This is a genomic window from Streptomyces sp. B93, assembly GCF_018070565.1.
Lineage (GTDB): Bacteria > Actinomycetota > Actinomycetes > Streptomycetales > Streptomycetaceae > Streptomyces.
Genome location: NZ_JAGPXL010000005.1, coordinates 127,998 through 154,733 on the forward strand (window position 1 = coordinate 127,998; position 26,736 = coordinate 154,733).

The window sequence follows — 26,736 nt, forward strand, 5'->3', positions numbered from 1 at the left end:
CGGCGCCCGAATCGCGCCGGTGACCTCACGCTAGGCCGGGGGAGCGGGGGCCGCTTCTCGAATCCTGACCGGTTGCCCGACCGGTCAGGTCGACTCCCGCACCACCAGCTCCGTCGGCAGGATCACCGCCGCCGGGGCCTCGCCGCCCATCTGGGCGAGCAGCACCCGGACCATCTCGGCGCTGATGCGGTCCCACGGTTGCCGGATGGTCGTCAGCTCCGGGCTGACGGAGACCGCGGCGGGCGAGTCGTCGAAGCCGCCGACCGCGACGTCCTCGGGCACCCGCCGCCCGGCCCGCTGGAGCGCGGCCAGCACGCCCTGTGCCATCAGGTCGGAGGCGACGAACACCGCGTCGACGTCCGGGGCCTGGGCGAGCAGCCGCTCGGCGCCCGCCTCACCGCTGGCCCGGCTGTAGTCGCCGGAGACCACGAGCCGCTCGTCGGTCGCGATGCCCGCCTCGGCGAGCACCTCCCGGTAACCGGCGAGGCGCTCCACCCCGCCGGGGGTGTCCAGCGGACCGGTGACCACGCCGATCCGCCGTCGCCCCAGCGACAGCAGGTGCCGCACCATGTCCCGGGCGCCGTCCCGGTCGTCGGCGGCGACATAGCTGACCTTGGAGCCGAGCCCGATCGGCTTGCCGCACGCCACCAGCGGTACGCCCGCCTCGCGCAGTTCCTGCGCCACCGGGTCGCCGGAGTGGCTGGAGACCAGCAGCACCCCGTCGACGTGTCCGGCGGTGATGTACCGGGCGATGCGCCGCCGTTCGTCCTCGGTGCCCGCCAGCATCAGCAGCAGCGCGATGTCGTGCGCGGCCAGTGCCTGGGTGCAGCCGCGCAGCAGCACGTTGAAGTTGGGGTCCTCGAAGAACCGCTCCTGCGGTTCGGTGAGCAGGAAGCCGACCGAGTCGCTGCGCCCGGTGATCAGCGAGCGGGCGTGCCGGTTGACGACGTAACCCGTCCTGCGGATCGCCGCGTTGACCGCCTCCTGCGCGGCCGGGCTGACGTAGTGACCGCCGTTGAGGACCCGTGAGACGGTGCCGCGCGAGACCCCCGCCTCGCGCGCCACGTCGTGAATCGTCGGCGGTCTGCGCCGACCCCCCGTGGTGTTGCTCATGGTCATGACTTTACGGCCCCGGAGAGCAGATCCAGGCTCCAGAACCGTTGCACGACCAGGAAGAGCGCGACCAGCGGCAGCACCGCGAGGAACGCGCCGGTGATCACCAGCGTGTACAGCGCGGGTGTGTTGGAACCTTGCTCGAGCAGGGTGTGCAGACCGAGCGTGATCGGGAACTTCTCGTCGTCGCTGAGCATGATGTACGGCAGCAGGAAGTTGTTCCAGATCGCCACGAACTGGAACAGGAACACCGTCACCAGACCCGGGACCATCATCGGCAGCGCGACCCGGGTGAAGATCCGCCACTCGCCCGCCCCGTCCATCCGCCCGGCCTCCACCACGTCGGCGGGCACGGCCGCGGCGGCGTAGATCCGCGACAGGTAGACGCCGTACGGCGACAGGATCTGCGGCAGCAGCACGGACAGGTAGGAGTCCGTGAGGTCCGCCTTCGCCAGCAGCAGGTACTGCGGGATGGCGAGGATCACCGGCGGCATCAGCACGCCCGCCAGCAGCACGTTGAACATCGACTCCCGGCCGCGGAACCGGTAGGTCGCCAGCGCGTAGCCGCTGACCGACGACACGGCCGTCGACAGCAGCGCGCCGAGGCCCGCGTAGAGGGCGGAGTTGCCCATCCACTGCCAGTACACGCCGTCGCGGTAGGCGTTGAGGTCCGTGAGGTTCTCGGTGAAGCCGCTGCCCGGCAGGAAGGTGAAGGTGGAGAACAGTTCGCTGCCGGACTTGGTGGACGCGATCACCACCCAGGCGACGGGCAGCAGACAGTAGACGGCGCCCAGCAGCAGCGCGACCGTCGGGACCAGCGCGACACGGCGGCGCGGCGGCGGCCCCTGGGCGGTGCCCGGGGTGGTGCCCGCCGCCGGGGCGGCCTTGCGGACGGCGACGGAACTCATCGGCCTGCCTCCTGCCGGGTGTGGCGGTTCGCGGCGCGCAGGAACCCGAACGACAGGGCCAGAGTGACCAGCGCGATCAGCGTCGCCTGGGCGGCGGCCGCGTAGATGTCGCCCTTGCCGAAGGCGTCCTGGTACACCTTCATCAGCGGACTCCAGGTGGTGGAGACGGAGTTGGTGAGCGGTTTGAGGGTGGTCGGTTCGCTGAACACCTGGAGCGTCGCGATGATCGAGAAGAAGAACGTCAGCACCAGCGAGGGCGCCACCATCGGGATCTTGATCCGCAGCGCGATCTGCAACGGCGTGGCACCGTCCAGCTTCGCCGCCTCGTAGACCTCGGCCGGGATCGCCTGGAGCGAGGTGTAGATGACGATCATGTTGAAGCCGGTGCCGCCCCAGACGGCGATGTTCGACAGGGCCAGATAGAGCGGCCCGCCGTCCAGCAGGTCCGGCTGCGGCAGACCCAGCCTGTCCAGCACGAAGTAGAACGGGCTGACGTCCGGCAGATAGAGGAAGCCCCACAGCAGCGCCGCCACCACCCCGGGGATGGCGTACGGCAGGAAGATCGCCAGCCGGGTGAAGCGGGCGAGGCGGACCCGGTCGGAGTCCAGCATCAGCGCGAACAGCAGGGCGAGGCCCAGCATGACGGGGACGACGATGCAGCCGTAGCCGAGCACGCGCAGCGCACCGGCGAGCAGTTCGCTGTCGCCGAGGGCGTCGGTGTAGTTCTGGAACCCCGCCCAGACTTCGGTGCGCGCCCCGGAGCCCAGCCCCAGCCCGGACACCTTCACCTTGCGGAAGCTGAGCCAGACCGCGTAGCCGATGGGCAGGGCGAAGAAGAGGAGGAACAGGACGGTCGCGGGGAGCAGGAAACCGTACGGGGCCGCCTTGACCCCGTACGACCTCCGGCCTGCTGTGGTTCTCACTCCGCGACCTCGAAGCCCTGCTTCTTCATGTCGGCGACCGTGTCCTCCTGCATGGTGTCCAGGGCGGCGGTGAAGTCCGACTTGTTCTTGGCGGCGGCGCCGAAGGCGTCCTTGAAGGTGGTGTAGGCGACGTTCACGTTCGGGCCCCAGGCCGAGGGCGCGGTGGTCTTCGCGATCTCGGCGGCCTCGGTGTAGAAGTCGGCCTGGTTGGAGAAGTACTCCGGCGGCGTGGTGAAGGCGCCGCTGAGCTGGGCGGCGGAGGAGGCCGGGTAGATGCCGCTCTCCTTGGCCAGCGCGTTGAGGGCGTCCCCGTCGGTGTTCAGCCAGGCGGCGAACTTTGCGGCGGCGTCCTGGTTCTTCGAGTCGGTGGTCACCGCCGTGGAGGAGCCGCCCCAGCTGCCGGTGACGTTCTCGCTGTCGGTCCACTGGGGGAGCGGGGCCATGGCCCACTTGCCCTTGGTGTCCGGCGCGGCGGTGGTCAGGGTGCCCGGCGCCCAGACCGCGCTCACCCAGGCGATCTGCCGGCCCGTGTTCAGCGCCTTGTTCCAGGCCGGGGTGTACATCGGCTGGTTGTCGATGGCGCCCTCCTTCACCAGGCCGCCCCAGAACTCGGCGACCTTCTTCGTCGCCGCGTCGTTGATGCCGACCTTCCACTGCTCGCCCTCGGTGGTCCACCACCGGGCGCCCGCCTGCTGGGCGAGGCCCGCGAAGAGGCCGGAGTCGTTGGCGGAGAAGGTGGTCAGGTCCTTGTCGGGGGCCTTCTTCTTCAGCGCGCGGGCGGTCTCGGCGAACTCGTCCCAGGTGTGCGGGACCTTCAGGCCGTACTCCTCGAACAGGTCCTCGCGGTAGTAGAACATCATCGGCCCGATGTCCTGCGGCACCGCGTAGACCGCGTCCGTGCCCAGCGTGGTCTGCTGCCAGACGCCCTCGGCGAACTTGTCCTGGGCGTCACCGACCTTGTCGGATATGTCGGCCAGGGCGTCATTGCTGACCAGCGTCGGCAGGGCCTGGTACTCGGCCTGGACCAGGTCGGGTGCCTTGCCCGCCTTGTGCGCGGTGAGGATCTTGGTGACGAGGGTGTCGCCGGAGGCCTGCTTCTTCACCGTGACGGTGATCTGCTGCTCCTTGCCCGGCCCCTCGTTCCACAGGTCGACGACCTTGTCCATCCCGGGCGTCCAGGTCCAGTACGTCAGCGAGACGGGCCCGGACTGGGCGTCCCCGTCGTCGGACGAGCCGCAGGCGGTGAGGGCGGTGGCGCCGAGGGCGACGGCGACGGACATCGTCACGAGGCGACGGCGCATCGTGTTGGGCATGGATTTCTCCCCTGACCTGGGGCCCTCGCCTGCTGCGGGGGCCTGCCATGCTGTCTGTGAGCGTTCACAGTAGAGAAACATCCCGGACACTTGTCAATGGTTGTTGCTGTGCGGTTATGTTGGCATCGCACCGCATCCGCTGTGTGTGCACGTTCCCAAATGATCGATTGACCGGGAGAGATCCATGCCGGAGACCACGCCCAAGGGCCTCACGAGGCTCGCCTTCGGTGGGGACTACAACCCCGAGCAGTGGCCGGAAAGCGTCTGGCAGGAGGACGTCCGGCTGATGCGGGAGGCCGGGGTCTCCATGGTGAGCGTCGGGATCTTCTCCTGGGCGCTGCTGGAACCCGAGCCCGGGCGGTACGACTTCGGCTGGCTGGACCGCGTCCTGGACCTGCTGCACGAGAACGGCGTCCGCGTCGACCTCGGCACCCCCACCGTCGTACCGCCCGCCTGGTTCTACGACGCCCACCCCGACGCCCTGCCCGTCACCGCCGACGGCACCCGCTACGCGTTCGGCTCGCGCGGCGCCATCTGCCACAGCAACGCCGACTACCGCGCCGCCGCCGCAAACATCACCACCAAGCTCGCCGAGCGCTACGGCGACCACCCGGCGCTGGCGATGTGGCACGTCCACAACGAGTACGGCGTCCCCGTCTCCGCCTGCTACTGCGAGTCCTGCGCCGCCCACTTCCGCCGCTGGCTGACCACCGTGTACGGCACCGTCGACGCGGTCAACGAGGCATGGGGAACCGCTTTCTGGGGACAGCGCTACTCAACCGTTGAGCAGATCAACCCACCGCGCCTCACCCCGACCGTAGGCAACCCCGCCCAGGCGCTGGACTACCGGCGCTTCGCCGACGCCACCATCCGCGAGAACTTCCGTACGGAACGGGACATCCTGCACCGGCTCTCCCCGGGCGTCCCGGTCACCACCAACTTCATGACCGCCCTCAGCCAGTGCGACTCCATCGACTACTGGGCCTGGGGCCGCGAGGTCGACCTCGTCACCAACGACCACTACCTGATCACTGACGGCCGCCGCACCCACGTCAACCTCGCGATGGCCGCCGACCTCACCCGCTCCGTCGCCGGCGGCGCCCCGTGGCTGCTGCTCGAACACTCCACCTCCGGCGTCAACTGGCAGCCCCGCAACCCGGCCAAGGCACCCGGCCAGATGGCCCGCAACTCCCTCGCCCACGTGGCGCGCGGCTCCGAGGGCGCCATGTTCTTCCAGTGGCGGCAGTCCCGGCGCGGTGCCGAGAAGTTCCACTCGGCGATGGTCCCGCACGGCGGCACCGACACCCGGGTGTGGCGCGAGGTCGTCGAACTCGGCGCCGCCCTGGAATCGCTGGACGTCATCCGCGGCACCCGCACCGTCGCCGACGCGGCCGTCCTGTGGGACTGGCACTCCTGGTGGGCGCAGTCCCTCGACTGGCGGCCCAGCGAGGATCACGACGCCCGCGAACGCGCCGACACCTTCTACGAGGCGCTCTACGACCGTCACCTCACCGTCGACTTCGCCCACCCGGAAGCCGACTTGTCGGCCTATCCCCTTGTCGTCGTGCCCGCCCTGTACCTGATGACGGAGGCGGCCGGAGCCAACCTGAAGCGGTACGTCGAGGGCGGCGGCACGCTGGTGGTGTCGTACTTCTCCGGCATCGTCGACGAGCACGACGCCGTGCACGAGGGCGCCTGCCCGGGCGCGCTGCGGGACGTCCTCGGACTCACCGTCGAGGAGTTCTCGCCGCTGCTGGCGGGCGAGCGGGTACGGCTCACCGGCCCGGAGGGCGAGCTGGACGCCGACGTGTGGACGGAGTTCGTGGTGCCGCGCGGCGCCGAGACCGTGTGGACGTACGCCGACGGGCTGACCGCGGGCCGCCCCGCCGTCACCCGGCACCGCCTCGGCGACGGCACCGCCTGGTACGTCTCCACCCGGCTCGGCACCGAGGGCCTCGACGCCGTGCTGGCGCTCGCCGGACAGGACGCCCGCATCGCCCCGCGCGCCGGTGTGCCGCGCGACGTCGAGGTCGTCCGCCGCACCGGCGAGCGCGGCAGCTACCTGTTCGCCCTCAACCACACCGCCACCGACGCCAAGGTGCCGCTCGACGGACCCGGCACCGAGCTGCTGACCGGTGAACGCGCCGCGGGCCGCCTCGCGGTCCCGGCGGGAGCCGTACGGGTCGTGCGACTCGACGGCTGAGCCGACTCCCCTCCGCCCGTGCGAGCCGGACGAGCCGCGGGCGGAGGGGCCGCCCTCGCGAAGGGCTTCAACCCCCACCACGTCGAAGGGACGACGGACGACGATGTTCCATCCCAGACGCACACTCAAGGCCCTGCTGCTGCCCCTCACGGCCGGGCTCGCCCTCACCGCCCTGCCCGCCCAGAGCGCCCAGGCCGCCAGCACCCTCACCAACGGCGGCTTCGAGGCGGACGGCGCGGGCGCCGCCGTACCCGGCGGCTGGTCCGAGTACGGCTCGACGGCGGCCTCCTACACCGAGGCAGGTGGCCGCAGCGGCGGGTACCGGCTCAGCCACTGGTCGTCGTCCGCGTACAAGGTGGAGACCTACCAGTACCTGTCCGGGCTGGCCAACGGCAGCTACAAGCTGACCGCGTGGGTCCGTTCCGGCGGCGGTCAGAACGCCGCTTACATAGCGTTGAAGAACTGCGGCGGGGCGGAGCAGCGCACGGATCTGCCGGTCTCCTCGACGGGGTGGATCCGTATCGTCGTGCCGGTCAATGTCACCGGCAACCAGTGCACCATCAGCATCAACAGTGACGCGAACGCGGGCAACTGGATCAACGTTGACGACCTGACCTTCACATCCGGTTCGTCAAGTACCGCGATCAAGGGCGCCGACATCTCCTCCCTCGCCAAGAGCGAGGCCAAGGGCGGCGTCTACCGCAACGCCACCGGCGCCACGGGCGACGCCCTGGCCATCCTCCGGTCGAACGGCATGAACTACGCCCGTCTGAAGGTCTGGGTGAACCCCGCCGACGGCTACAACGACAAGGCCCGCGTGCTCGCCATGGCCAAGCGGATCAAGGCACAGGGCATGAGGCTCCTGGTCGACTTCCACTACTCGGACACCTGGGCCGACCCGGGCCACCAGACAAAACCGGCCGCCTGGACGGGCCATTCGTACGGTCAACTCAAGACGGACGTGTACCACCACACCCACGACGTGTTGAGCGCGTTGAAGGCCCAGGGCACCACCGCCGACATGGTCCAGGTCGGCAACGAGATCAACGGCGGCATGCTGTGGAACGAGGGATCCACCAGCAACTGGCCCCAGCTCGCCGGTCTGCTCAACTCCGGCCACGACGCCGTCAAGGCGGTCGACCCGTCCACCACCGTCGCCCTGCACCTCGCCGAGGGCGGCGACCTCGACGGCACCCGCTGGTGGTTCGACAACGCGCTCGCCCACGGCGTGAGGTTCGACGTGATCGGGCTGTCGTACTACGGCTACTGGCACGGCACCCTGTACGACTTCCAGACCACCCTGGACGACACGGCCACCCGCTACGGCAAGCCGGTCTTCGTCGCCGAGACGGCCTACCCCTTCCGGCTCGACAGCGAGGACGCGCACGAGAACATCATCGACCTCAGCGGTGAACTGGTCCCCGGCTACCCCGCCACCACGTCCGGGCAGACCCGCTGGATGAACGACATCGCCAGCATCGTGGAGGCCGTCCCCAACGGCCTCGGCCTCGGCGTCTTCTACTGGGAGGCCACCTGGACCGCCGTCGGCGGCAACGGCTGGGACCCGGCCGACCCCGCCTCCGGCAACGGCTGGGAGAACCAGGCCCTGTTCGGCTACGACGACCGGGCCCTCCCGGCGATGGCCTGGTTCCGCCACCGCTGATCACCCCCGGGGCACGGGTCCGGCCGCGCGGCACGACAACCGCCGCGCGGCCGGACCCTCGCCGCCCGTCCGGCCCGCCGCACCCCCACGACGGGCGCCCCCGCGTCAATCCGCCGTCCGGTCCCGGACAAGGACCGCCGAGTCCGGGGACGCGGAGGCTGCCCGCCGCCACAGTGGGAAGCCGGTGAGAGGGCCCCACGACCGGGGCCGGAGCGAGAGGGATGACGAGATGCTGAGGAATCCCGTCACGGGCGTGCGCCTGGAGATCCTGGAGTGGCTGAAGGACCCGGCCGCCGACCTCCCGACCGGACGGCACACTGACCCCCGCACCGACGGTGTCACCGCGGACGCCGTCGCCGCCCGGCTCGGCCTCGCCCGCCCGGTGGCCGAACGCCACCTCGCCCTCCTCACCGCGATCGGCCTGCTGCGCGCCAGGCGCGTCCGCCGCCGCCTGCGCTACCGCCGCGACGAGGTCCGTATCGCCGAGGTCGCCCGGATGTTCGAGAAGGGCTGGTGAGCGCGAGGGCCTGGCCCTCGACGTGACCGCCCCCGGGCACCGGAGTTACCCTGTTGCCCGGCCGCGATCACCAGCGCGGCGCGGCGGTGGGGCCCGCCGTACCCGAACCGCGGCACCGGTGCCGCCGACGGTCCCTCCTCGCGACGACAGGCGCCCGCATCAGGGCCCGGCGAGTAGGAGTCGTACGACCGTGACAGCCCCCGAGGCCGACAGCCTCCCCCTGGACACCCGCCCCGCACGGCGGTCGGTCTGGCGGGCGCAACTGCCCGTCGTCGCGGCGGTCTCCCTCGGCGGCGGAGCGGGCGCGGCGGCCCGGTACGCGGCGACGCTGCGCTGGCCCACCGAGCCGGGCGGTTTCCCCTGGGCCGTCTTCTGGGCCAACGTCATCGGCTGTGCCGTGATCGGCGTGTTCCTGGTGGCCGTCACCGAGGTCCGCCCCGCCCACCCCCTGGTCCGCCCGTTCTTCGGCACCGGCGTCCTCGGCGGCTTCACCACCTTCTCCACGTACGCCGTCGACATCCGCGACCTGGTGGACGCGGGCCGCCCCGGCACCGCGCTGGCCTACCTCGCCGCGACCCTCGGCGGGGCGCTCGTGGCGGTGTGGCTGGCGGCGACCGCGGCCCGCCGCCTCCTGCTCGGCGGGCGGCCGTGAACCCCGTGAACACGACGCTGCGGAGGCGACGATGACCAGGCTGACCGGGCGCGCCCTGCGCGTGACCGTCTTCGTCGGGGAGAACGACACCTGGCAGCACCGGCCGCTCTATTCGGAGATCGTGCACCGCGCCCGCCGGGCCGGACTCGCGGGCGCCAGCGTCTTCCGCGGCATCGAGGGGTTCGGCGCGTCCTCGCTGATCCACACCTCCCGGCTGCTCTCCCTGAGCGAGGACCTGCCGGTCGCCGTCGTGATCGTCGACACCGAGGAGCGGGTCCGGGCCTTCCTGCCCCAGCTCGACGAACTCGTCACCGAGGGCATGGTCATCCTCGACGACTGCGAGGTCATCCGGTATATCGGCCGCGAGGGCGCCGAGTGAACTGGCTGCTGGTCGTCGCGGGCGGCATGGTCGGCGCCCCGCTGCGGTACCTCACCGACCGGGTGGTCCAGTCCCGCCACGACTCCGTCCTCCCCTGGGGCACCTTCGCGGCCAACGTCACCGGCTGTCTGCTGCTGGGCCTGCTCACCGGCGCCGCCGTCGCCGGGGCCGCCGACTCCGACGTACTGCTGTTCCTCGGCACCGGCCTGTGCGGGGCGCTGACGACGTACTCGACCTTCTCCTACGAGACCCTGCGGCTGGCGGAGACCGGGGCGCGGCTGTACGCCGCCGCGAACGCCGCCGGGAGCGTGGCGGCGGGGCTGGGTGCCGCGTTCGCGGGCGTGGCGGTGGGACAGGCGGTGTGGGGCTGACGAGGAGCGGCTGAGACCGGTCGTCTCCCGCCGTCCCCGGCCACCGCTTGACACTGGTCCGGCGCGCCCCGCACCATCGGCCCGTGAACCTGTCAGACAGCCAGACAGCCGGGGTGCCGCCGCGCCGCGTCAGCGCCATGGAGGCGGTGCTCGCGCACCTGCGCGCGGCCATCGAGCGCGGCGAGTACGCCATCGGGGACAAGCTGCCCTCAGAGGCGGAACTCGGCCGCACCCTGGAGGTCTCCCGCCCCGTGCTGCGGGAGGCGCTGCGCGCGCTCCAGACCATGGGCCTGACGGTGTCCAGGACCGGCAAGGGCACCTTCGTGGTGGCCAGCGCGGTCGAGGACCCCACCTTCGGCGACTACACGGCCAGCGACCTGCTGGAGGTGCGCCGCCATGTGGAGATCCCCGTCGCCGGGTACGCGGCCCGCCGCCGTACGGCCGAGAACCTCGACCGTCTGACCCATCTGCTGGACCGGATGGAACGGGAGACCGACACCACCGCGTGGGTCGCGATGGACACCCTCTTCCACCTCACCGTGGCCGAGGCCGCCCAGAACCCCGTCTTCCGCCGGGTCATCGAGGAGATCCGCGACGCGCTGGCCCGCCAGTCGGCGTTCCTCAACGAACTCGGCGGGCGCCGCGAGCAGTCCGACCGCGAGCACCGGGCCCTCGTCGAGGCGCTGATCGACGGCAGCGAACAGGACGCGCGGCAGGCCATGGCCCACCACATCGACCGCGTCGAGACCAGCCTCACCGACATCGTGCGCGCCACGCGCAAGGACCGAACGCAAGGACCCGACAGCAAGTGATCCACAGCAGCTCCCCCGCGGAGGCACCCCCCGTCCGCGAACCCCGCCACGCCCCCGTCGCCCACCTGATACGCGGCGGGGTCGTCGAGGGCGTCCACCACGGCTCCGTCGTCGTCCTCGGCACGGACGGCCGCGTCGAGTTCCAGCTCGGCGACACCGAGGCCGCGTGCTACCCGCGCTCGGCCCTCAAGCCGGTCCAGGCCACCGCCATGGTCCGCGCCGGTCTCCCGCTCGACGGCGCCCTGCTCTCGCTCGCCGCGGCCAGCCACTCCGGCGAGGAACGCCACATCGAGGGCGCCCGCCGCATCCTCGCCCTCGCCGGGCTCACCGAGGACGACCTGCGCAACGTGCCCGACCTGCCGCTCGGCCCGGCGGTCCGCGACACCTGGGTCCGCGAGGGCCGCGCCCCCTCCCGGCTCGCCCAGAACTGCTCCGGCAAGCACGCCGCCATGCTCCACACCGCCCGGCTCAACGACTGGCCCCCGGACGACTACCTCGACCCCGGGCACCCCCTCCAGCGGGCCGTCGCGGAGACCGTGGAGGACCTCACCGGACAACGCATCGCCCAGGTCACCGTCGACGGCTGCGGCGCCCCCCTGTTCGCCGTCTCCCTGACCGGGCTGGCCCGCGCCGCCGCCCGGATCACCACCGCGCCGCCCGGCACCCCTGAGGCGCGGGTCGCCGACGCGATGCGCGAGCACGCCGAGATGGCGTCCGGCTCCGGCCGCGACGTGGCCGACCTGATGCACGCCGTTCCCGGGCTGCTCGCCAAGGACGGCTACGAGGGCGTCCAGGTCGCCGCGCTGCCCGACGGCCGCGCCGTCGCCGTCAAGATCGCCGACGGCGCCTCCCGCGCCCGCGTCCCGGTCACCGCCGCGGCCCTCGCCCTCGCCGGCGTCGACCCCGCCCTGCTCACCCCGTTCGCGGGCGAACCCCTCCTGGGGGGCGGCAAGCCGGTCGGCCACATCCGCCCGGCCCCCTCCCTGACCACGACACCACGGCTCACGGCTTCGGCCTGACGGGGCGGGGCGCCCAGCAGGCCGGCCACCGCCGTGCCGAGCGACGCCGCCAGGACACCGTGGCGAGCGGGCGGCACAGTACGGGTGATAGCCGCTCAAGGCGAGCGGTCCGACGGGCCCGCGCCGGTGACGAGCACCGTGCGCGGACCGGACCGGGAACGCGCCAGGGCGCGGCCGTGGTCGGCGCGGTCCCGGACCGGAGTGTCACTCCGGATGGTCGGTCACGACCACCGCGTAGCTGCCGACGCCGAGGAGCGCGTCGCCCGGGATCTGTTCCCCGTCCGTCAGCAGGTGACGGACGCGCCCTGAGCGCTCGTCGAACTCGATGTCGGTCACGGTGCCCCTGCGCAGGCCCGTTTCGGTCAGCACGGCTTTCCCGACGGGGTCGTGGGTAGCATGGGCGGGCTCGCCCGGGCCCATGGTCTTCTCGTCGCGGATCGAGTCGGCCCCTTCGACGGCGACCGCGTCCGGGCCGAACGACTGGACGTTCGCCCACTCCAGGGTGTGGTGTCCGCGGCCTCGGGTCTTGAGGCGCAGCCCTGCGATGCGGGCCGGTGACGGTGCGACCGTGCACGCCGTGACGGTGGCGACCGTGTCGGCCGATGTGAGGTCCATGACGGCCTGGCCCCGGGCTTCGCTGAACAGCATCGTGGTCAGTCCTCCCGCGCCTCGTGCTGGAGGCGGTCGCGCAGGGCTTGTGCGGCGGCGCCGAAACCTTCCAGGTCGCCGGCGCTGTGTTCGGCGGTGGCGTCCGGCACGAGCATCCGTTCCTTGGAGACGGTGACGGGACCGGTCACCGGCAGCAGAACGTGACGACGCTCCGCGGTGTCGATCTCGTAGCCGGCCACGACCGGTGCCCTGCCCGTCTCGACGACGGCGTCGACGACGGTGCCCAGCCGTGTGCCGCTCCGGGTGGTGACCGCGACTCCCAGTACGTCGGCCCCGCCCTGCTCGTCCCGTTCCGACCGGGCGGCCGTGTCGTCCTCCTCCAGCGCGGCCTCGTCCCGCACCATGACCGCGTCCGGCCCCAGGGCATGGACCTTCTCCCACAGCAGGGCGCGGTGCAGCGGGCCCGAGAACAGTCCGCGGCCGGCCAGGGTGAAGCAGCGGATACTGCCCGTCGACGCGTCGAAGACGATGTCCTTGACCTGACCGACGTCCTCTCCCGCCAGGGTCACCACTGGCGTCTTGGTGATGTCGCTGGCTCGCAGGTAGACGGTCACGAACGCTGCCCTCCTCCGCGCGGCGGTCGGGGACGGCCCTGGGCTATCACTCCGCCGGAGCGGCGCCTCGCCTGCATCGACATCAAGGAGGCGGCGACGAGCGCGACGGCCGCGACAGCGATGATCAGCCAGATCCACCATTCCATCCCGGTGCCCCTTTGCTCGCGTCACTCGCGGCTTCCGTCGCTGTCGGGGTTCCCGGTACTGCCCTGGCCATGCCTGGCACGGCCAGGGAGGAGGCCCGGCAAACACCCCCGTCGAGCCCGCCGACGACGGGGCGCGTGGCGTGGGCCCGGCCAGGACGGTGAAGGGGCCGCCAGGCGGTGGTCGGCTCCGGGGCACACGCATGGGGCGGCAGGGGGAGGGAACTGGGGCGGAGTGGCACGCCCGGGCCCACCCGCCCGGCTGCCCGGCATCACATGACATTCGAGGGAGGAGGCTCCATGACCTCTGGTGACATTCCCGTGCTGACCAGGCTCTCCGACTCGCAGCAGACGATCCCGTCCGCCGAGGAGGACGTGCGGGGCCGGAAGGTGACCGACCGCTCCGGCAACGAACTCGGAAAGGTGAGCGACCTGATCATCGACGAGGAGGAGCGCAAGGTGCGCTTCCTGCTCATGGAGTACGGCGGGTTCCTGGGCATCGGGGAGAAGAAGAGCTACATCCCGGTCGACGCCGTGGCCGACGTGACCGACGACGCGCTCCGCATCGACCGCACCCGCGACGACGTCGTCGACGCGCCCGAGTACGACCCGGAACTCGTGGACCAGCGCGAGTACTCCGACCGGGTCTACACCCACTACGGCTACGCCCCCTTCTGGGGGACCGGCTACATCCCCCCGCGCTTCCCCTACCGTCCGTGAGCACCCGACGCGCGGTCCGCCGCACGCCGCCCGTGCCCGCATCCCGCCGGTCGGCCGAGCACCGTCACGGGCTCGTCGTTCGCTCAGGAGAGTACGGCCGGTGGTAGGCCGCGAGCTGCTTCCGGGGCCGGTCCGCAGGCTGGCTGCCTGGTGCCTTGTGATCTTGTTGGTCGCCGGGGTCGCCTACGTCGGGATCCAGGTGTGTGTGGCGCTCCGGCCGGCCGTCGTCCCGGTACTGCTGGCCCTGCTCGGCACCGCGTTGCTCCTCCCGATGCACCGGTGGCTGCTGAAGGCGAAGGTGAACCGGTCCGTTTCGGCCGGGCTCACCTGTGCCGCGGTCCTCGGCGTGGTGGGCGGGGCCGTGTACCTCGTCACGGTGGCGCTGGTCGACACCTGGGACCAGATCGTCGCCTCGCTGCGCAGGGCGGTCCGGGAACTGGCCGACCGGTTCGGCGCCTCCGGCACCTCGCTGGAGGACCTCGCCGACGATGGCCTCGACCTGCTGGGCAGGTTCGGCGGGACGGCCGCCTCCGGTGTGGTCACCGGGGTCAGCGTCGCCGCCCAGGCCCTCGGCATGGCGGTCCTGGCGCTGCTGTTGGTCTTCTTCTTCCTGCGCGACTCCGACCGGGCCGTCGGCGCCCTGCGTTCCCTCGTCCCGGGGGACGGCGCGGACACCGTCGAGGCGATGGCCCGCAGGGCCTTCGAGGGCGTCGAGGGGTTCATGCGGGGCACGACCGTGGTCGCGCTCATCGACGCGGTCTGCATCACCGCCGGACTGCTGGTCCTGCGGGTGCCGGGTGCCTTCGGACTCGGGGCGATCGTCTTCATCGGCGCCTACGTCCCCTATGTGGGTGCCTTCGTCTCCGGAGCCGCGGCGGTGCTGGTCGCGCTCGCGGACCGGGGGCTCGCCATCGCCCTGTGGACGCTCGGCGTGGTGCTCGCGGTCCAGGCGCTCGAGGGGAACGTATTCCAGCCGATGGTCCAGAGCCGGACCGTGCGGCTCCACCCCGCCGTGATCCTGGTCGCGCTCACCGCGGGGGCGTCGCTGGCCGGGATCATCGGAGTGCTCCTCGCGGTGCCGACCACCGCCGCCGCCGTCGGCGTCGTCCACGAACTGCGCGCCCGCTCCCGGGCGTCGGGGGAACCGCCCGCCGCGGAGTCGGCGGCGGACTCGTAGCGCTGGAACAGCCGGAACGGACCGGACCCGGGGGACACGGCGAACGGAAGGGCGACGTTCGCGCAGGTCGCCGGGAGGTAACCCGCCGGGCGCTCAGGGCGGTACCCGCCTGGGCGGACAAGGCTTGCTCACTGAACGCGGGAGAGGCGATGGCGGACATGAAGATATCCGACTACATCCCTCAGACGTTGCGTGAATGGGGGGTCGACCACGTCTTCCCCACCCCGCGTGGGGTCCCCGGACCCGGCCCGAGGCGGTGATGTGCCCGCTGCGCGGGGTGGCGGCCCTCGCGGCATGAGCACGCACCGGACACACCCGCGCTTCCGTCCGGAAGGCCCGCCGTCGCCTTCCGGCCATCCGTCGTCGTCAGGCTGAGCGAGTGTTGGCCATGGCTTTTCCCGTCGATCTCCGCCGCTGCCAGTTGCTCGGTCTGGCCGGGACCGTCGTCCTCGCGGCGGGCGGTGAGACCGCCGGAGCCCTGCCCGTGCGGGAGTTGCTGGCGCCGTCCGACGCGGGCGCCGCCCTCGGCCTGGTCGGCGTCTACTTCGGCCTCGTCCTGCTGATCGCGGCCTGGGTGCTGCTCGGCCGACTGCTGCGCGGCCCCGAGCCGCCCACCCCGCGCGCCCTGCTGCTGGCGCTCGCCCTGTGGGCGACCCCGCTGCTGCTCGCGCCGCCGTTGTTCAGCCGGGACGTCTACAGCTACCTCGCGCAGGGCGCCATGGTCGACGCCCGCCTCGACGTCTACACGCACGGCCCCTCCCAGCTCGGCGGCCCGCTCGCCGACGAGGTCGCCCCGCTGTGGCAGCACACGGCGGCCCCGTACGGCCCGGTCTTCCTCGCCGTCGCCTCCGCGTTGTCCGGGCTGACCCGGGGTGAGGTCCCCGCGGGGCTGATGGGCATGCGGCTGGTGGCACTGCTCGGGGTGGCGCTGATGGCCGCCGCGCTGCCCCGGCTGGCCCGGCACAGCGGAGCCGACCCGGCCGCCGCGCTCTGGCTGGGCGCGCTGAACCCCCTGGTCCTGCTGCACCTGGTCGCCGGTGCGCACAACGACGCCCTGATGCTCGGGCTGCTCGGCGCCGGACTGGTGGCGGCGCTGGGCCGGTGGCCGGTCCTGGGCGCCGTACTCGTCACGCTCGCCGCGCTGGTGAAGGCGCCCGCCGTGCTCGGGCTCGCCGCGGTGGTGGTGCTCCAGGTGCGCGCGGGCCGCCGCCCGGCACCGGCCGTGCTGTCGACCGCCGGGGCCGCCGCCGCGACCACCGTCACCGCCACGGCCGCCGCGGGCACCGGCTACGGCTGGATAGCCGCCCTCGACACCCCGGTCTCCCCGCACAACTGGGCCCTCACCAGCCTGCTCGGCCGCGCCACCCGCGCCCTGCTGGAACGGCTCGGCAGCGATCTCGCGCCGCTCGCCGTCCCGGCCTGGCACGCCCTCGGACTCGCCCTCACCGCCGTGCTGATCGTCGCCATCTGGTGGCGGCTGCGCCCACGGCCCGTCTACGCGCTCGGCCTCAGCCTCGCCGCCGTCGCCGCCTTCGGCCCCGCGATCCGCCCCTGGTACGCGCTGTGGGGACTGTTCCTCATCGCCGCCGCCGCGCCCAGTGCCTCGCTGCGGCACCGGCTGGCGGCCGTGCCGGGGGTCCTGGCGCTCGCCGCCCTGCCCAGCGGCGCCCCCGCGGACCTCGCCCAACTCGTCCTCGCCGGCTGCGGCGGGGTGCTCGCCGTCGTCGTCCTGTGGCAGGCCCATCAGACGGCACGCACCCCGGCGCTGGGGCGCACGGCATGACCGACCCGTACCGCGTCGGCCCGCCCCGCACCGACCGGGGCCGACTGCTCCTCGTCCTCGCCCTCGGTGTCGCGGTGACCGTCTTCACCGCGACCGTGCCGCTGCTGCGCGACTGGTTCGACCTGCGCGTCTACCACGGCAGCGTCGACCACTGGCTCAACCGCGGCGGGCGGCTCTACGACTACCGGGTGCCGGGGACGGAGTACGGCTTCACCTATCCGCCGTTCGCCGCCCTGGTCATGTCCCCGATGGCCCTGGTCGGACTGCGCTCCGCCGTCGCGCTCACCCTGCTGCTCGACCTGGCGGCCCTGGCGGTGGCGCTGCACGTGCTGACCGACGGGGCGTGGCGGCGCTACGGCTGGTACGGCGGCGCCCTGGGCGCCTGCCTGCTCGCGCTCTACGAACCGCTGCGCGACACCGTCAGCTTCGGCCAGGTCAACCTGCTGCTGCTGGCCCTCGTCCTGGTCGACGCCCGGCTGCTCGCCACCGGACGGACCCGCTGGGCGGGCGTCGGCACCGGCCTGGCGGCGGCCGTCAAGCTGACCCCCGTGATCTTCATCGGCCTGCTGCTGCTCGCCCGGCGCTGGCGGGCGGCGGCGGTGGCGACGGGCGTCACGGCCGGGGCGACGGTCCTGACGGCACTGGTCGCGCCGGACGCGTCCCGCTTCTACTGGACGCACGCGCTGTGGGACACGTCCCGGATCGGCCGCCTGGACTATGTCTCGAACCAGTCGGTGCAGGGCGTTCTGGCCAGGCTGGCGCAGGGCGAGCCGAGCCGTGCGCTGTGGGGGGCGGGCGTCCTCGTGGTGCTGTGCGTGTGGGGGTGGCGGGCCCGCCGGGCGGTGGCCGCCGGGGACTGGCCGGCGGCCTTCGCGCTGACGGGGCTGACGGCGTGCCTCGTCAGCCCGGTCACGTGGGTGCACCATCTCGTGTGGCTGCTGCCGTCGTTCGCGGTGCTGCTGCGCGCCGGGCACACGCGCGTGGCGGGCGCGCTGTACGCCGTGCTGTGCACGAGCGTGGTGTGGCTGTGGTTCGACGACGCCTCCGGCATCGACGGGTTCCTCGGCGCCAACGCGTACACCTGGGTCACCCTGGGCCTGCTGCTGTGGCTGCCGCGGCGTCAGACGGGCGCCGCCCGCCGGTCCTTGAGCCGCAGCGCCAGCGCCACGGCCGCGCCGCCCACCGCCGCCGCGCCCGCGATCGCGGCCGTCTCCCGCCAGCCGGGCCCCGGTGCGGGCGCGGTGGCCGCGGCGACGGGCGTCGTCCCCGGCCCGGGCGCCGGTGCGGCCGGGGACGGCGGCACCAGCGACCCGACGGGGGAGACCCGTCCGGCGACGGCGAACCCCCAGTCGAGCAGCGCGCGGGCCTCCTCGTAGACGGTGTGCGGGCCGCCCGACCGCGGGTTCATCACGGTGACCACCAGGGTGCGGCCCTCGCGCCGCGCCGCAGCGATCAGGGTGTGTCCCGCCTTGCTGGTGTAGCCGTTCTTCACACCGACTAGGCCCGGGTAGCGGGCCACTCCGTCGGCGCCGGTCAGGAGCCGGTTGGTGTTGCGGATGGGGTACGCCCGTCCGTCGCGGCCCGGGAACTCGGCCGTCGCGGTGGCGCAGTAGCGCGCGAAGTCGGCGTTGCGCAGCCCCGCCCGGCCGAACACCGCCAGGTCGTACGCCGACGACACCTGGCCCGGCGCGTCATATCCGTCGGGCGACACCACGCGGGTGTCCCGCGCCCCCAGCGCGCGGGCCCTGTCCTGCATCCGCCGGGCCGTGCCGCGCCAGCCGCCGGTCATCTCGGCCAGGACGTGCACCGCGTCGTTGCCCGAGCTGAGGAAGACCCCGCGCCACAGATCGGCGACCCGGTACGCGCGGCCCTCCGCGACGCCGACCAGGCTGCTGCCCGACCCGATGCCCTTGAGGTCGCCCGGCCGCACCGTGTGCCGGATGCCGCCGGGCAGGACCGGCAGCACGGTGAGCGCGAAGAGGGCCTTGAGGGTGCTGGCGGGCGGCAGCTTGCGGTGCGCGTCGTGGGCGGCGAGCACCGCGCCGCTGTGGGCGTCGGCCACCACCCAGGACAGCGCCGAGACCGAGGGCACGCCCGGCACTCCGGCGGGCCGCCGGACCTGGGTGCCGGGCCGGTGCAGCGGGTCCGGCCGCGGTGCCACCGCCCGGGAGCCGTCCGCCGCGCCGGGGTCGGCTCCGCCCTGGGTGCCCGCCGCGTTCGGGGCGAGCCCCAGCACCCCCACCGCGCAGAGCGCGCAGGTCGCCGCGAAGACGCGGGAAGAGAATGTGACGATCATATGAGAAACGTAGGAATGCGTCCGTCCCGCACCCCGCTGCCCGGGCCGTACGCCCGGCGCGAGCACCCGGATGGCGGCCCTCCCGCGAGCGGCTCAGTCCATGGGCAGCGTCGGCTGGACGCGCCGCAGGAACGTGGCGTTGTCCGGGGTCTCGCGCATGCGCTTGAGCAGGGTCTCCACCTGGGCCTCCCCGCTGTGCGGCGCGAGGGCGCGGCGCAGCCCGCGTACGGCGGTGGACTCGGCGGGGGAGAGCAGCAGTTCCTCGCGGCGGGTGCCGGACGCGGCGATGTCGACGGCGGGGAAGATCCGGCGGGTGGCCAGTTCACGGCTCAGCCGCAACTCCATGTTGCCGGTGCTCTTCAGCTCCTCGAAGTAGAAGTCGTCGGCACGGGAACCGGTTTCGACCAGGGCGGTGGCGAGGACGGTGAGCGAACCGCCCTCCTCGGCCAGCCGGGCGGCGCCGAAGAACCGCTTGGGCCCCAGCAGCGCGGTCGCGTCCACACCGCCGCTGAGGGTGCGGCCACCGGCGGCGGCCGCGTTGTTGTGGGCCCTGCACAGCCGGGTGAGGGAGTCCAGCAGGATCACGACGTCCTCACCGGCCTCGACGAGCCGCTTGGCCCGTTCGATGACCAGCTCGGCCAGCGCGATGTGGTGCTTCGGCGTCCGGTCGAAGGTGGAGGCGTACACCTCGCCGCGCACCGAGCGCCGCATCTCGGTGACTTCCTCGGGGCGTTCGTCGAGGAGCACCACCATCAGACGGGCCTCGGGGTGGTTGCCGGTGACGGCGGCGGCGAGTTGCTGGAGCAGCACGGTCTTGCCGGTCTTGGGCGGGGCCACGATCAGTCCGCGCTGCCCCTTGCCGACCGGGGCGATCAGGTCGGTGACGCGCCCGGTCAGCCCGGACGCGGGGTGTTCCAGGCGCAGCCGCTCGCGGGGGTGCAGCGGGGTGAGGTCGTGGAAGTGCGGCCTGCCGCGCAGGGCGTCCGGCGTACGGCCGCCCACGCGGGCTACGGCGGTCAGTTCGCGCCGCTCGCCGCGGACGGCCTCGACGAGGTCGCCCTTGCGCAGGCCGTGACGGCGGATCAGCGCGGGCGGCACCTGCGGGTCGGAGGACGTCGGCAGGAGGTCCGGGGGCCGCAGTCGGCCGCCCTTCCCACTCGCGTCGATGTCGAGGACGCCGGTGACGATGCGGCTGGACTGCTGTTGTTCCACGGGGGGTTCGAGTGTGGTGGTCATGGTGGTCGGTCCTTTCACGGACGGAAGTCATGGGTCATGCGGAAGGGAAGGGAAGCCGCCAGGAACGGAGGGCCCTGTGGGCGCGCCTCCGGGCGGCGGGAACAGCACCTCGGACACGGCGTGCGCCTGGAAACGAGGTGGTGTGGGAAGCCGGAGTGCCCGGCCGGAGAGTCGGCGGGCGGTTCGGCCGGCGGAAGAGGCGCCGAGGAGACAACGAGCACCGGCGCCGGAGAACCGAGCGCGAGACAGGTGCTGCCCGCACCGTACCACGGGCCACGGCGGTGAGTCCCGGGAAACCGGGCTCAGCGTTCGGCGAGCAGACCGTAGAGCAACGGGATCCGCGGCGCGGGCAGCCGCCACCAGCCGGACGCCGTACGGATCATGTGCGGCCAGCGCGGCCAGGGCAGTTCGTCGCTCTCGCGCAGCCGCCGCACGGTCAGTCCCGCCCCCGTCAACGCGCCGATGACCTCTCCTATTCCGTGCATCCACTCATAGCTGTCGGTGGCGCCCTCGACGGCCGGGCCGTCGGTGTAGGTGTGGGTGCCGTCCCGGCGCACGGGGCCCGCGCCGCCGAGGTAGTCGTGGCGCAGCAGCAGTTCGGTGCCCTCGCCGGGGGCGGGCTTGGGACCCAGCGAGTTCAGCAGCGGATGGAACTCGACGATGTACAGCAGGCCCCCCGGCCGCAGCAGCCGGGCGGCCACCTCGGCCCAGCGGTCCAGGTCGGGCAGGTAGCACAGGGCGCCCTTGCCGGTGTAGACGACGTCGAAGCGCCGCCCGTCCAGGGCCCGCCCGGCGTCGTAGACATTGGCGTGCACGTAGTCGACGTGGACGCCCGCGCGGGCCGCGACGCCGGCCGCGGCGGAGACGGACGCCGCCGAGAAGTCGAGACCGACGGCGCGGGCGCCGCGCTGGGCGAAGGCGATCGTCTCGGTGCCCAGATGGCACTGGAGGTGCAGCACGTCGCGCCCGGCCGGGTCGCCCATGTCCTCCCACTCCCACGGGGCGAACCACCGCGACGGGTCCGGGTCGCCGTCGAGCCCGTAGAAGCGGCTGGCCAGGTGGACGGGGGTACGGGCGTCCCAGTTGGCCTGGTTGGCCCGCATGAGCCGGTCGTGCTCGTCGCTGGTCATGGGGCCATCCAAGCGCACCCGTCGCCGCTCCCGTCCGGAAGAGACCGGATCCGGCCGGTGTTGCACCAACGGAACGCCGAGGCAACGGCACCACGGAGGGATGCGGTATGGACATGCCCCTGACGACCGACCGGCTCGTGATCCGCGACTGGAGCGTCGACGACGCCGAGGCCGCGCTGGAGATCTACGGCTCCCCGGACGTGGCGCACTGGCTCACCCCGGCGATGGAACGGGTGCGGGACGCCGCGGCCATGCGCTCGGTGCTCCAGTCCTGGCAGGAGAGCCAGCCGAACCTGATCCCGCCGCGTGGCCGCTGGGCGGTCGAACGACGGTCGGACGGCGCGGTCGTCGGCGGCCTCGGCATCCGGCTGCTGCCGCCGTACGAGGACGATCTCGAGGTGAGCTGGCAGCTCGCCCCGGCCGCCTGGGGCCACGGCTACGCGGTCGAGGCGGCGCGTGCCCTGGTGGAGTGGGCGTTCACCCAGGACACCGACGAGCTGTTCGCCGTCGCCCGCCCCGCGAACGAGCGGGCCGTCGCCACCGCGAAACGGCTCGGCATGCAGTGGGTCGGCGAGACCACCAAGTACTACGACCTGCGCCTCCAGGTCTACCGGGTCCGCCCCGCCGACCTGGTCCCCTGACCGGTCGGGGTCAGCCGCGCGCCCGCTCGGCGATCCGGTCGAAGCGTGCGCCCATCGCCGCCGCCAGGGCCTGCGCCCCGGACAGCGGGCGGACCATCACGGTGAGGGCGTCGATCAGGCCGTCGTCGCCGACGTGCAGGAAGTCGCAGCCCTCGATGGCGCGGTCGTCGACCCGCGCGGTGAACACCAGCGCGTGGTCGCGCTCGTCGGCGCCGTGCAGCTCACGGACGTAGCGGAAGTCCTCGAAGACCTCGATGACCTCGCGCAGGATCGCCGCCGTGATCGCCCTGCCCTCGTACGGCTTGAACACCACCGGGCTGGTGAAGACCACGTTCTCGGCCAGCAGTGCCTCGACGGCGTCGAGGTCCCGCCGCTCGACCGCCTCACGGAATGCGCGCATCGGAGCCACCCTCATAGTCAATTCGATGAATAGGTGCCGATGACACTAGCCACCCCCCGTCGGCCTGTCCACATGCCGTAGGGTGGCGCCGGTGTTCAGCCCCGAGGGTCCCCGTCTGCGTGAACTCGCCGTCCAGGCGCTGTCCTCCGTCGAGCGCGGCTACGACCTGCTCGCGCCGAAGTTCGACCACACCCCCTTCCGCACGCCGGACTCGGTGCTGGACGCCGTCGCGGCGGCCCTGCGGCGGCTCGGACCCTTCGGTGCCGGGCTCGACCTGTGCTGCGGCACGGGCGCCGGGATGCGGGTGCTCGCCCCGGTGTGCCGGGAGCGGATCACGGGCGTCGACTTCAGCGCGGGCATGCTGGACGTCGCCCGGCGCCGGCGGCCGCCCGCCACGGGACCGCGGGTGACCTGGGTCCGGGCGGACGCGCGGGCGCTGCCGTTCGGACCCGGCTTCGACCTGGTGGTCAGCTTCGGCGCGTTTGGGCACTTCCTGCCGCGCGAGATCCCCGGACTGTTCGCCCAGGTGCGCTCGGTGCTGCGGCCCGGGGGCACCTTCGCCTTCCCCGTGGTCGCCCCGCCCCCGCCCACCTCCCTGGCGTACTGGATGCTGCTGGGCTTCGACACGGTGATGCGGGTGCGCAACGCCGTGTGGCGGCCGCCGTTCGTCATGTACTACCGGGCCGTCGGGTTCGGGGACATGCTGCGGGAACTCCGGCACGCCGGGTTCGCCACGGAACTGCACGACCTCCCCGAGTTCGGGCGGCGCACCGACGGGAGCCCCCGGGTGCGGCTGGTCACCGCCCGCGTGCCCGCCCGGGTCAGCGCGCCGCGGGCTGGGTGAACTCGTAGACCAGCGTCTCCCGCCGGGCGTCCACGACGAGGTCGGTGATCTCCAGTGGCCGGGCGTACTGGTCGTGCACGAGCCGGGTCACCCGCACCGAGGGCCGGTCCACCAGGCGGGTGATCGCGTCCCGGTGGTGCAGGGTCAGGCCCGCCCGGCGCATCCAGTCGTAGGCCCGCTCCAGATGGGCCGCCGCGGTGCCGTCGGCCCGGTCGCGGTACCGGCCCAGTTCGTCGACCTCGGCGAGCGCCACCGCCGAGAAGGACGTGACGGCGGTCCGCAGATCCGCACCGTCGGCGCCGAAGGACTCGTAACGGTGCATCAGTGTCGGCCGGTGCGGGGCGAGTCCCAGCGCGGCGGCGTGCTCGGCCGGGGGTGGCCGCCAGCTGACGGTCGCCCGGTCGACGGCCGCCGGGTCGGGCGTGCGGGCGCCCACCGGGAAGCTCAGCGGGGAGAGGTGTCCGACGGGCGGTCCGGGCAGGGCGGTGTGGCTGCCGCGCCGGTCGGTGCTGACCAGGCCGTCACGGCGGAGCAGTTCCAGCGCCTGTCGTACGGTCTCCCTGCTGACGCCGAAGTGCTCGGCCAACTGCCGCTCGCCCGGCAGGCGTTCGCCGGGCGGGACAGCGCCGTCGCGCAGCTCACTGAGGAGTTCGGAGGCGACCCTGCGGTACAGGGGCCGGTCGTGCGGGGTGGTGCGGGCCATGCCGCGCCTCCTGTTGATGACGTTCCGTAGCCGTGCGGGCTCGTTGCGCCACCAGATCTAGCATTGGTCTAAACCACCAGGGAAGGGCGGCCGGGTGGTTCGGCCGGAAACGGACGGTGGCGGGGCGGGTCAGAGCGCGCTGTAGACGGCCTCGACCAGCGCCATCTTCCGCGGGTCGTCCGCGATGTGAGGACCCATCAGGTTCATCGTGTAGCCCAGCGACAGCCCCGCCTCCGGATCGGCGAGACCGCAGGAGCCGCCGAAGCCGTCATGGCCGAATGCCCGCGGGTTGGGGCCGTAGCTCCCGCGCGGCCCGCTCAGCCACAGGCCGAGTCCGATCTCCGTGTCGGCGCCGAGGCCCGCGCCCAGCACCAGGTCGCGGCACGCGCCCTGCCCCTCCCGCGCCCGCTCGACCGCCTCCGCGGACAGCACCCGGTGGCCGTCGTACGACCCCCGCCCGGCGAAGATCCCGTACAGCGCGGCGACGGCCCGGGCGGTGCCGTGCCCGTTGGCCGCGGGTATCTCGGCGGACCGCCACCGCGGTGTGCAGGCCCCCGCCGCGCCGACCGCCGGGTTGGCCAGCGCGGCCAGCGGCAGCGGCGGCAACTGGCCGGGGGACTCGGGGCGTTCGGCGGAGGCCGGGGGTACGGCGTGGACCAGCTCCGCCGCCCGGCCCCACTCCGACTCCGGCAGCCCCAGGGTGAAGTCGATGCCGAGCGGGCCGGTCACCTCCCGCGCGAGGAAGGCGCCGGGCAGCAGCCCGGAGACCCGGCGCACGACCTCCCCGACGAGATGGCCGTAGGTCAGCGCGTGGTACCCGGACCGGGTGCCCGGCTCCCACCAGGGCTCCGTCGCCGCGAGCCGGTCGGCCGTCAACTGCCAGTCGCACAGCTGCTCGAGGGAGAGCGGCTCCCGCAGCCCCGCGAGGCCCGCCCGGTGCGACAGCAGGTGCCGGACCAGGACCTTCTCCTTGCCCGCCGCCGCGAACTCCGGCCAGTACGCGGCCACCGGGGCGTCCAGGTCCAGCAGGCCCCGGTCGGCGAGCAGGTGCGCGCAGAGCGCGACCGGGCCCTTGGTCGTCGACCACACGTTGACCAGTGTGTCCCGCTCCCAGGGCCGGGTGCGCGCCGCGTCCGCCCAGCCGCCCCACAGGTCGACCACCGTCTCGCCGTCCACCGTGACGGCGACCGCCGCGCCCAGTTCGCCCCGCTCCCGGAAGTTCTCCTCGAACGCGGCGCGCACGGCCGTGAAACGGGGGTCGCAGTGGCCGTGCACGGCCAGGTGTGCGGACGCGGACATGGGTCCTCCCAGGTCGACGAAGAGGTCGGCGTAAAGCCCGGGCCGCGACACGGCGACCCGGGCGTGATGAACGTACCGACTGGTCGGACTGGAGGGAAGGGGCGGTCGTCGGCCCGCCCGCTCAGAGCTGGTGCGAGCGCAGCCAGCGCATCTTCGCCCCGTCGTGGAAGGGCCCGCCGCCCTCGTGGTCGTTGAACTCGTACACCTCGATCGCCCGGTCCTCGTGCGCCCAGGCGTTGTACGCCGCGAACACCGTCGAGGGCGGGCAGGTCTGGTCCTCCAGGGCCACCGAGAACAGCGCCGGGGTCCGGGCGCGGGCGGCGAAGTGCACACCGTCGAAGTACGACAGGGTGCGCCGGACCTCGTCGGCGCGGCCCCGGTGCGTCTTCAGCCAGAGGGCGATCTCGCGGTACGGGTTGCGGTCGGTGATCGTCGTCGCGCGCGGGAAGTCGCACAGGAACGGCACGTCCGGCAGGACCGCGACCAGGTCCGGGACCAGCCCCGCGACCGCGACGGTGATGCCGCCGCCCTGGCTCGCCCCCATCGCCGCGGTCCGGGAGGCGTCCGTCAGCGGATGCGACCGGGCCGCCTCCACCGCGCGCACGGCGTCCGTGAACACCCGGCGGTAGTAGTAGTTCTCCGGCGCGTCGATGCCCCGGGTCATGAACCCGGGGAAGGCGGGCCCGCCGCCCACCGGGTCGGGGGTGTCGCCGCCCCCGCCCCAGGCGCTGCCCTGGCCCCGGGTGTCCATCACGAAGTGCGCCCGGCCGGTGGACGCCCACAGCAGGTGCTCGTGCGGCAGGCCGCGCCCGCCGCCGTAGCCGACGTACTCCACCAGCAGCGGCAGCGGCTCCTCGGCCCCGGCGGGCAGGGTCAGCCAGCCCTTCACCGGATGTCCGCCGAACCCGGTGAACGTCACGTCGAACACCTGGAGGGTGGACAGCCCCGTGTCGACCGGTTCGAAGCGGGCGTCCAGGTCGAACTCGCGCACCTCGGCGAGCGTCTTGGCCCAGAAGGCGTCGAAGTCCTCGGGCTCGACGGAGGCGCTCCGGTGCTCGCGGAGTTCCTCGATCGGTAGGTCGAACAGGGCCATGTATGACCGCCTTTGTGCGGAGAACGGTAGGTGATCACACCGTAGACGGCGGCACCGGTCGATCACCATAGCCAGCGATAGAAAGCGCTGTCACGGATCGGGCGTCACGCGGGTCCGACGGCTGTCCCGCCGCCGAGACGTCACGGGGCGATCAACGGATCGCAGCTCGCGCAGC

General features: G+C 73.1%; 26 protein-coding genes and 1 pseudogene. 14 read left to right on the forward strand and 13 right to left on the reverse strand.

All coding sequences use genetic code 11. The annotated features are described in order from the left end of the window. Positions 1-84: 84 nt before the first annotated feature. From KBY47_RS06930 to KBY47_RS06945, 4 genes are read right to left on the reverse strand one after another with little or no spacing between them, the layout of a single operon-like run. A complete protein-coding gene (locus tag KBY47_RS06930; RefSeq protein ID WP_210920054.1) occupies positions 85-1,119 on the reverse strand; it encodes a LacI family DNA-binding transcriptional regulator in 1,035 nt (344 codons plus the stop codon). Beyond that, positions 1,116-2,021 (reverse strand): carbohydrate ABC transporter permease, encoded by a 906-nt coding sequence (locus KBY47_RS06935; RefSeq protein ID WP_210920055.1) that lies wholly within the window; start codon positions 2,019-2,021, stop codon positions 1,116-1,118. The genes KBY47_RS06930 and KBY47_RS06935 overlap by 4 nt, the downstream gene beginning before the upstream one ends. Continuing rightward, positions 2,018-2,944, reverse strand: a complete 927-nt coding sequence (locus KBY47_RS06940) for a carbohydrate ABC transporter permease (RefSeq protein ID WP_210920056.1) — start codon at positions 2,942-2,944, stop codon at positions 2,018-2,020. The genes KBY47_RS06935 and KBY47_RS06940 overlap by 4 nt, the downstream gene beginning before the upstream one ends. Beyond that, complete coding sequence (locus tag KBY47_RS06945; RefSeq protein WP_210920057.1) at positions 2,941-4,257, reverse strand: ABC transporter substrate-binding protein; 1,317 nt, start codon at positions 4,255-4,257, stop codon at positions 2,941-2,943. The genes KBY47_RS06940 and KBY47_RS06945 overlap by 4 nt, the downstream gene beginning before the upstream one ends. A 184-nt stretch (positions 4,258-4,441) precedes the next feature. On the opposite strand from KBY47_RS06945, the gene KBY47_RS06950 reads away from it, so the two are divergent. The 8 genes from KBY47_RS06950 (at position 4,442) to KBY47_RS06985 (ending at position 11,873) form a co-directional block, all read left to right on the forward strand. Then, on the forward strand, positions 4,442-6,460 hold the full coding sequence (locus KBY47_RS06950; protein ID WP_210920058.1) for a beta-galactosidase: 2,019 nt from the start codon (positions 4,442-4,444) through the stop codon (positions 6,458-6,460). Positions 6,461-6,563: 103 nt separating this feature from the next. Beyond that, the gene (locus KBY47_RS06955) at positions 6,564-8,123 is read left to right on the forward strand and encodes an arabinogalactan endo-1,4-beta-galactosidase (protein WP_210920059.1); all 1,560 of its coding nucleotides are present in this window, start codon (positions 6,564-6,566) and stop codon (positions 8,121-8,123) included. Between the two features lie 229 nt (positions 8,124-8,352). Continuing rightward, a complete protein-coding gene (locus tag KBY47_RS06960; protein ID WP_210920060.1) occupies positions 8,353-8,640 on the forward strand; it encodes a helix-turn-helix domain-containing protein in 288 nt (95 codons plus the stop codon). Between the two features lie 190 nt (positions 8,641-8,830). Then, positions 8,831-9,292 carry a fluoride efflux transporter CrcB gene (gene crcB / locus KBY47_RS06965; protein ID WP_210920061.1) on the forward strand — a complete coding sequence of 154 codons (462 nt, stop codon included), beginning with the start codon at positions 8,831-8,833 and terminating at the stop codon, positions 9,290-9,292. 31 nt (positions 9,293-9,323) lie between these two features. Next, complete coding sequence (locus KBY47_RS06970) at positions 9,324-9,671, forward strand: DUF190 domain-containing protein (protein ID WP_210920062.1); 348 nt, start codon at positions 9,324-9,326, stop codon at positions 9,669-9,671. After that, positions 9,668-10,042: a fluoride efflux transporter CrcB gene (crcB, locus tag KBY47_RS06975; protein ID WP_210920063.1), complete on the forward strand. Its 375-nt coding sequence runs from the start codon at positions 9,668-9,670 to the stop codon at positions 10,040-10,042. Before KBY47_RS06970 ends, crcB (KBY47_RS06975) begins: the two co-directional genes overlap by 4 nt. 137 nt (positions 10,043-10,179) lie before the next feature. Beyond that, complete coding sequence (locus KBY47_RS06980; protein WP_210920188.1) at positions 10,180-10,854, forward strand: FadR/GntR family transcriptional regulator; 675 nt, start codon at positions 10,180-10,182, stop codon at positions 10,852-10,854. Next, on the forward strand, positions 10,854-11,873 hold the full coding sequence (locus tag KBY47_RS06985) for an asparaginase (protein ID WP_210920189.1): 1,020 nt from the start codon (positions 10,854-10,856) through the stop codon (positions 11,871-11,873). Before KBY47_RS06980 ends, KBY47_RS06985 begins: the two co-directional genes overlap by 1 nt. A gap of 204 nt (positions 11,874-12,077) precedes the next feature. On the opposite strand, the gene KBY47_RS06990 is transcribed toward KBY47_RS06985, so the two are convergent. Beyond that, on the reverse strand, positions 12,078-12,521 hold the full coding sequence (locus KBY47_RS06990) for a PRC-barrel domain-containing protein (protein ID WP_210920064.1): 444 nt from the start codon (positions 12,519-12,521) through the stop codon (positions 12,078-12,080). 5 nt (positions 12,522-12,526) lie between these two features. Next, positions 12,527-13,096 carry a PRC-barrel domain-containing protein gene (locus tag KBY47_RS06995; protein WP_210920065.1) on the reverse strand — a complete coding sequence of 190 codons (570 nt, stop codon included), beginning with the start codon at positions 13,094-13,096 and terminating at the stop codon, positions 12,527-12,529. Positions 13,097-13,539: 443 nt separating this feature from the next. On the opposite strand from KBY47_RS06995, the gene KBY47_RS07000 reads away from it, so the two are divergent. From KBY47_RS07000 to KBY47_RS07015, 4 genes are all read left to right on the forward strand, one after another. Continuing rightward, positions 13,540-13,959, forward strand: a complete 420-nt coding sequence (locus KBY47_RS07000) for a PRC-barrel domain-containing protein (RefSeq protein ID WP_210920066.1) — start codon at positions 13,540-13,542, stop codon at positions 13,957-13,959. A gap of 157 nt (positions 13,960-14,116) precedes the next feature. Continuing rightward, positions 14,117-15,136, forward strand: coding sequence for an AI-2E family transporter (locus tag KBY47_RS07005; protein ID WP_308405071.1), 1,020 nt, complete (start codon positions 14,117-14,119; stop codon positions 15,134-15,136). A gap of 388 nt (positions 15,137-15,524) precedes the next feature. Further along, the gene (mptB, locus tag KBY47_RS07010) at positions 15,525-16,919 is read left to right on the forward strand and encodes a polyprenol phosphomannose-dependent alpha 1,6 mannosyltransferase MptB (protein ID WP_210920068.1); all 1,395 of its coding nucleotides are present in this window, start codon (positions 15,525-15,527) and stop codon (positions 16,917-16,919) included. Continuing rightward, complete coding sequence (locus KBY47_RS07015) at positions 16,916-18,295, forward strand: glycosyltransferase 87 family protein (RefSeq protein WP_210920069.1); 1,380 nt, start codon at positions 16,916-16,918, stop codon at positions 18,293-18,295. The genes mptB and KBY47_RS07015 overlap by 4 nt, the downstream gene beginning before the upstream one ends. Before the next feature lie 83 nt (positions 18,296-18,378). On the opposite strand, the pseudogene KBY47_RS36340 reads toward KBY47_RS07015, so the two are convergent. From KBY47_RS36340 to KBY47_RS07025, 3 genes and pseudogenes are all read right to left on the reverse strand, one after another. Next, a pseudogene (locus KBY47_RS36340) lies at positions 18,379-19,215 on the reverse strand (D-alanyl-D-alanine carboxypeptidase family protein); the annotation flags it as partial. A gap of 93 nt (positions 19,216-19,308) precedes the next feature. Next, positions 19,309-20,451, reverse strand: coding sequence for a transcription termination factor Rho (gene rho / locus KBY47_RS07020; RefSeq protein ID WP_210920070.1), 1,143 nt, complete (start codon positions 20,449-20,451; stop codon positions 19,309-19,311). Between the two features lie 302 nt (positions 20,452-20,753). Then, complete coding sequence (locus KBY47_RS07025; protein ID WP_210920071.1) at positions 20,754-21,581, reverse strand: bifunctional 2-polyprenyl-6-hydroxyphenol methylase/3-demethylubiquinol 3-O-methyltransferase UbiG; 828 nt, start codon at positions 21,579-21,581, stop codon at positions 20,754-20,756. Positions 21,582-21,694: 113 nt separating this feature from the next. Between KBY47_RS07025 and KBY47_RS07030 the strand changes: the two genes are divergently transcribed. Then, positions 21,695-22,222 (forward strand): GNAT family N-acetyltransferase, encoded by a 528-nt coding sequence (locus KBY47_RS07030; RefSeq protein WP_247694325.1) that lies wholly within the window; start codon positions 21,695-21,697, stop codon positions 22,220-22,222. 10 nt (positions 22,223-22,232) lie between these two features. Here KBY47_RS07030 and KBY47_RS07035 read toward each other — a convergent pair whose 3' ends face one another. Then, on the reverse strand, positions 22,233-22,622 hold the full coding sequence (locus KBY47_RS07035) for a nuclear transport factor 2 family protein (RefSeq protein ID WP_210920073.1): 390 nt from the start codon (positions 22,620-22,622) through the stop codon (positions 22,233-22,235). A 91-nt stretch (positions 22,623-22,713) separates the two neighbouring features. Between KBY47_RS07035 and KBY47_RS07040 the strand changes: the two genes are divergently transcribed. Beyond that, complete coding sequence (locus KBY47_RS07040; protein WP_210920074.1) at positions 22,714-23,466, forward strand: class I SAM-dependent methyltransferase; 753 nt, start codon at positions 22,714-22,716, stop codon at positions 23,464-23,466. Here KBY47_RS07040 and KBY47_RS07045 read toward each other — a convergent pair. The 3 genes from KBY47_RS07045 to KBY47_RS07055 form a co-directional block, all read right to left on the reverse strand. Next, positions 23,444-24,169, reverse strand: a complete 726-nt coding sequence (locus tag KBY47_RS07045) for a GntR family transcriptional regulator (RefSeq protein ID WP_210920075.1) — start codon at positions 24,167-24,169, stop codon at positions 23,444-23,446. The genes KBY47_RS07040 and KBY47_RS07045 overlap by 23 nt on opposite strands. A 129-nt stretch (positions 24,170-24,298) precedes the next feature. Then, positions 24,299-25,468 carry a serine hydrolase gene (locus tag KBY47_RS07050; protein ID WP_210920076.1) on the reverse strand — a complete coding sequence of 390 codons (1,170 nt, stop codon included), beginning with the start codon at positions 25,466-25,468 and terminating at the stop codon, positions 24,299-24,301. Between the two features lie 121 nt (positions 25,469-25,589). Further along, positions 25,590-26,561, reverse strand: a complete 972-nt coding sequence (locus tag KBY47_RS07055; protein ID WP_210920077.1) for an acetylxylan esterase — start codon at positions 26,559-26,561, stop codon at positions 25,590-25,592. Positions 26,562-26,736 lie beyond the last annotated feature (175 nt).

Excerpts from the sequence above, each read along its gene's own strand:
- KBY47_RS07035 (WP_210920073.1), bottom strand. The coding sequence starts at position 22,622 with ATGCGCGCATTCCGTGAGGCGGTCGAGCGGCGGGACCTCGACGCCGTC.
- KBY47_RS06935 (WP_210920055.1), bottom strand. The coding sequence starts at position 2,021 with ATGAGTTCCGTCGCCGTCCGCAAGGCCGCCCCGGCGGCGGGCACCACC.
- KBY47_RS07015 (WP_210920069.1), top strand. The coding sequence starts at position 16,916 with ATGACCGACCCGTACCGCGTCGGCCCGCCCCGCACCGACCGGGGCCGA.
- KBY47_RS06945 (WP_210920057.1), bottom strand. The coding sequence starts at position 4,257 with ATGCCCAACACGATGCGCCGTCGCCTCGTGACGATGTCCGTCGCCGTC.
- mptB (WP_210920068.1), top strand. The coding sequence starts at position 15,525 with ATGGCTTTTCCCGTCGATCTCCGCCGCTGCCAGTTGCTCGGTCTGGCC.
- KBY47_RS06970 (WP_210920062.1), top strand. The coding sequence starts at position 9,324 with ATGACCAGGCTGACCGGGCGCGCCCTGCGCGTGACCGTCTTCGTCGGG.
- KBY47_RS07045 (WP_210920075.1), bottom strand. The coding sequence starts at position 24,169 with ATGGCCCGCACCACCCCGCACGACCGGCCCCTGTACCGCAGGGTCGCC.
- KBY47_RS07055 (WP_210920077.1), bottom strand. The coding sequence starts at position 26,561 with ATGGCCCTGTTCGACCTACCGATCGAGGAACTCCGCGAGCACCGGAGC.
- KBY47_RS07025 (WP_210920071.1), bottom strand. The coding sequence starts at position 21,581 with ATGACCAGCGACGAGCACGACCGGCTCATGCGGGCCAACCAGGCCAAC.
- KBY47_RS07050 (WP_210920076.1), bottom strand. The coding sequence starts at position 25,468 with ATGTCCGCGTCCGCACACCTGGCCGTGCACGGCCACTGCGACCCCCGT.
- KBY47_RS06960 (WP_210920060.1), top strand. The coding sequence starts at position 8,353 with ATGCTGAGGAATCCCGTCACGGGCGTGCGCCTGGAGATCCTGGAGTGG.
- KBY47_RS07000 (WP_210920066.1), top strand. The coding sequence starts at position 13,540 with ATGACCTCTGGTGACATTCCCGTGCTGACCAGGCTCTCCGACTCGCAG.
- KBY47_RS06930 (WP_210920054.1), bottom strand. The coding sequence starts at position 1,119 with ATGACCATGAGCAACACCACGGGGGGTCGGCGCAGACCGCCGACGATT.
- rho (WP_210920070.1), bottom strand. The coding sequence starts at position 20,451 with ATGACCACCACACTCGAACCCCCCGTGGAACAACAGCAGTCCAGCCGC.
- KBY47_RS06955 (WP_210920059.1), top strand. The coding sequence starts at position 6,564 with ATGTTCCATCCCAGACGCACACTCAAGGCCCTGCTGCTGCCCCTCACG.
- KBY47_RS06980 (WP_210920188.1), top strand. The coding sequence starts at position 10,180 with ATGGAGGCGGTGCTCGCGCACCTGCGCGCGGCCATCGAGCGCGGCGAG.
- KBY47_RS06950 (WP_210920058.1), top strand. The coding sequence starts at position 4,442 with ATGCCGGAGACCACGCCCAAGGGCCTCACGAGGCTCGCCTTCGGTGGG.
- KBY47_RS07030 (WP_247694325.1), top strand. The coding sequence starts at position 21,695 with ATGCCCCTGACGACCGACCGGCTCGTGATCCGCGACTGGAGCGTCGAC.
- KBY47_RS06990 (WP_210920064.1), bottom strand. The coding sequence starts at position 12,521 with ATGCTGTTCAGCGAAGCCCGGGGCCAGGCCGTCATGGACCTCACATCG.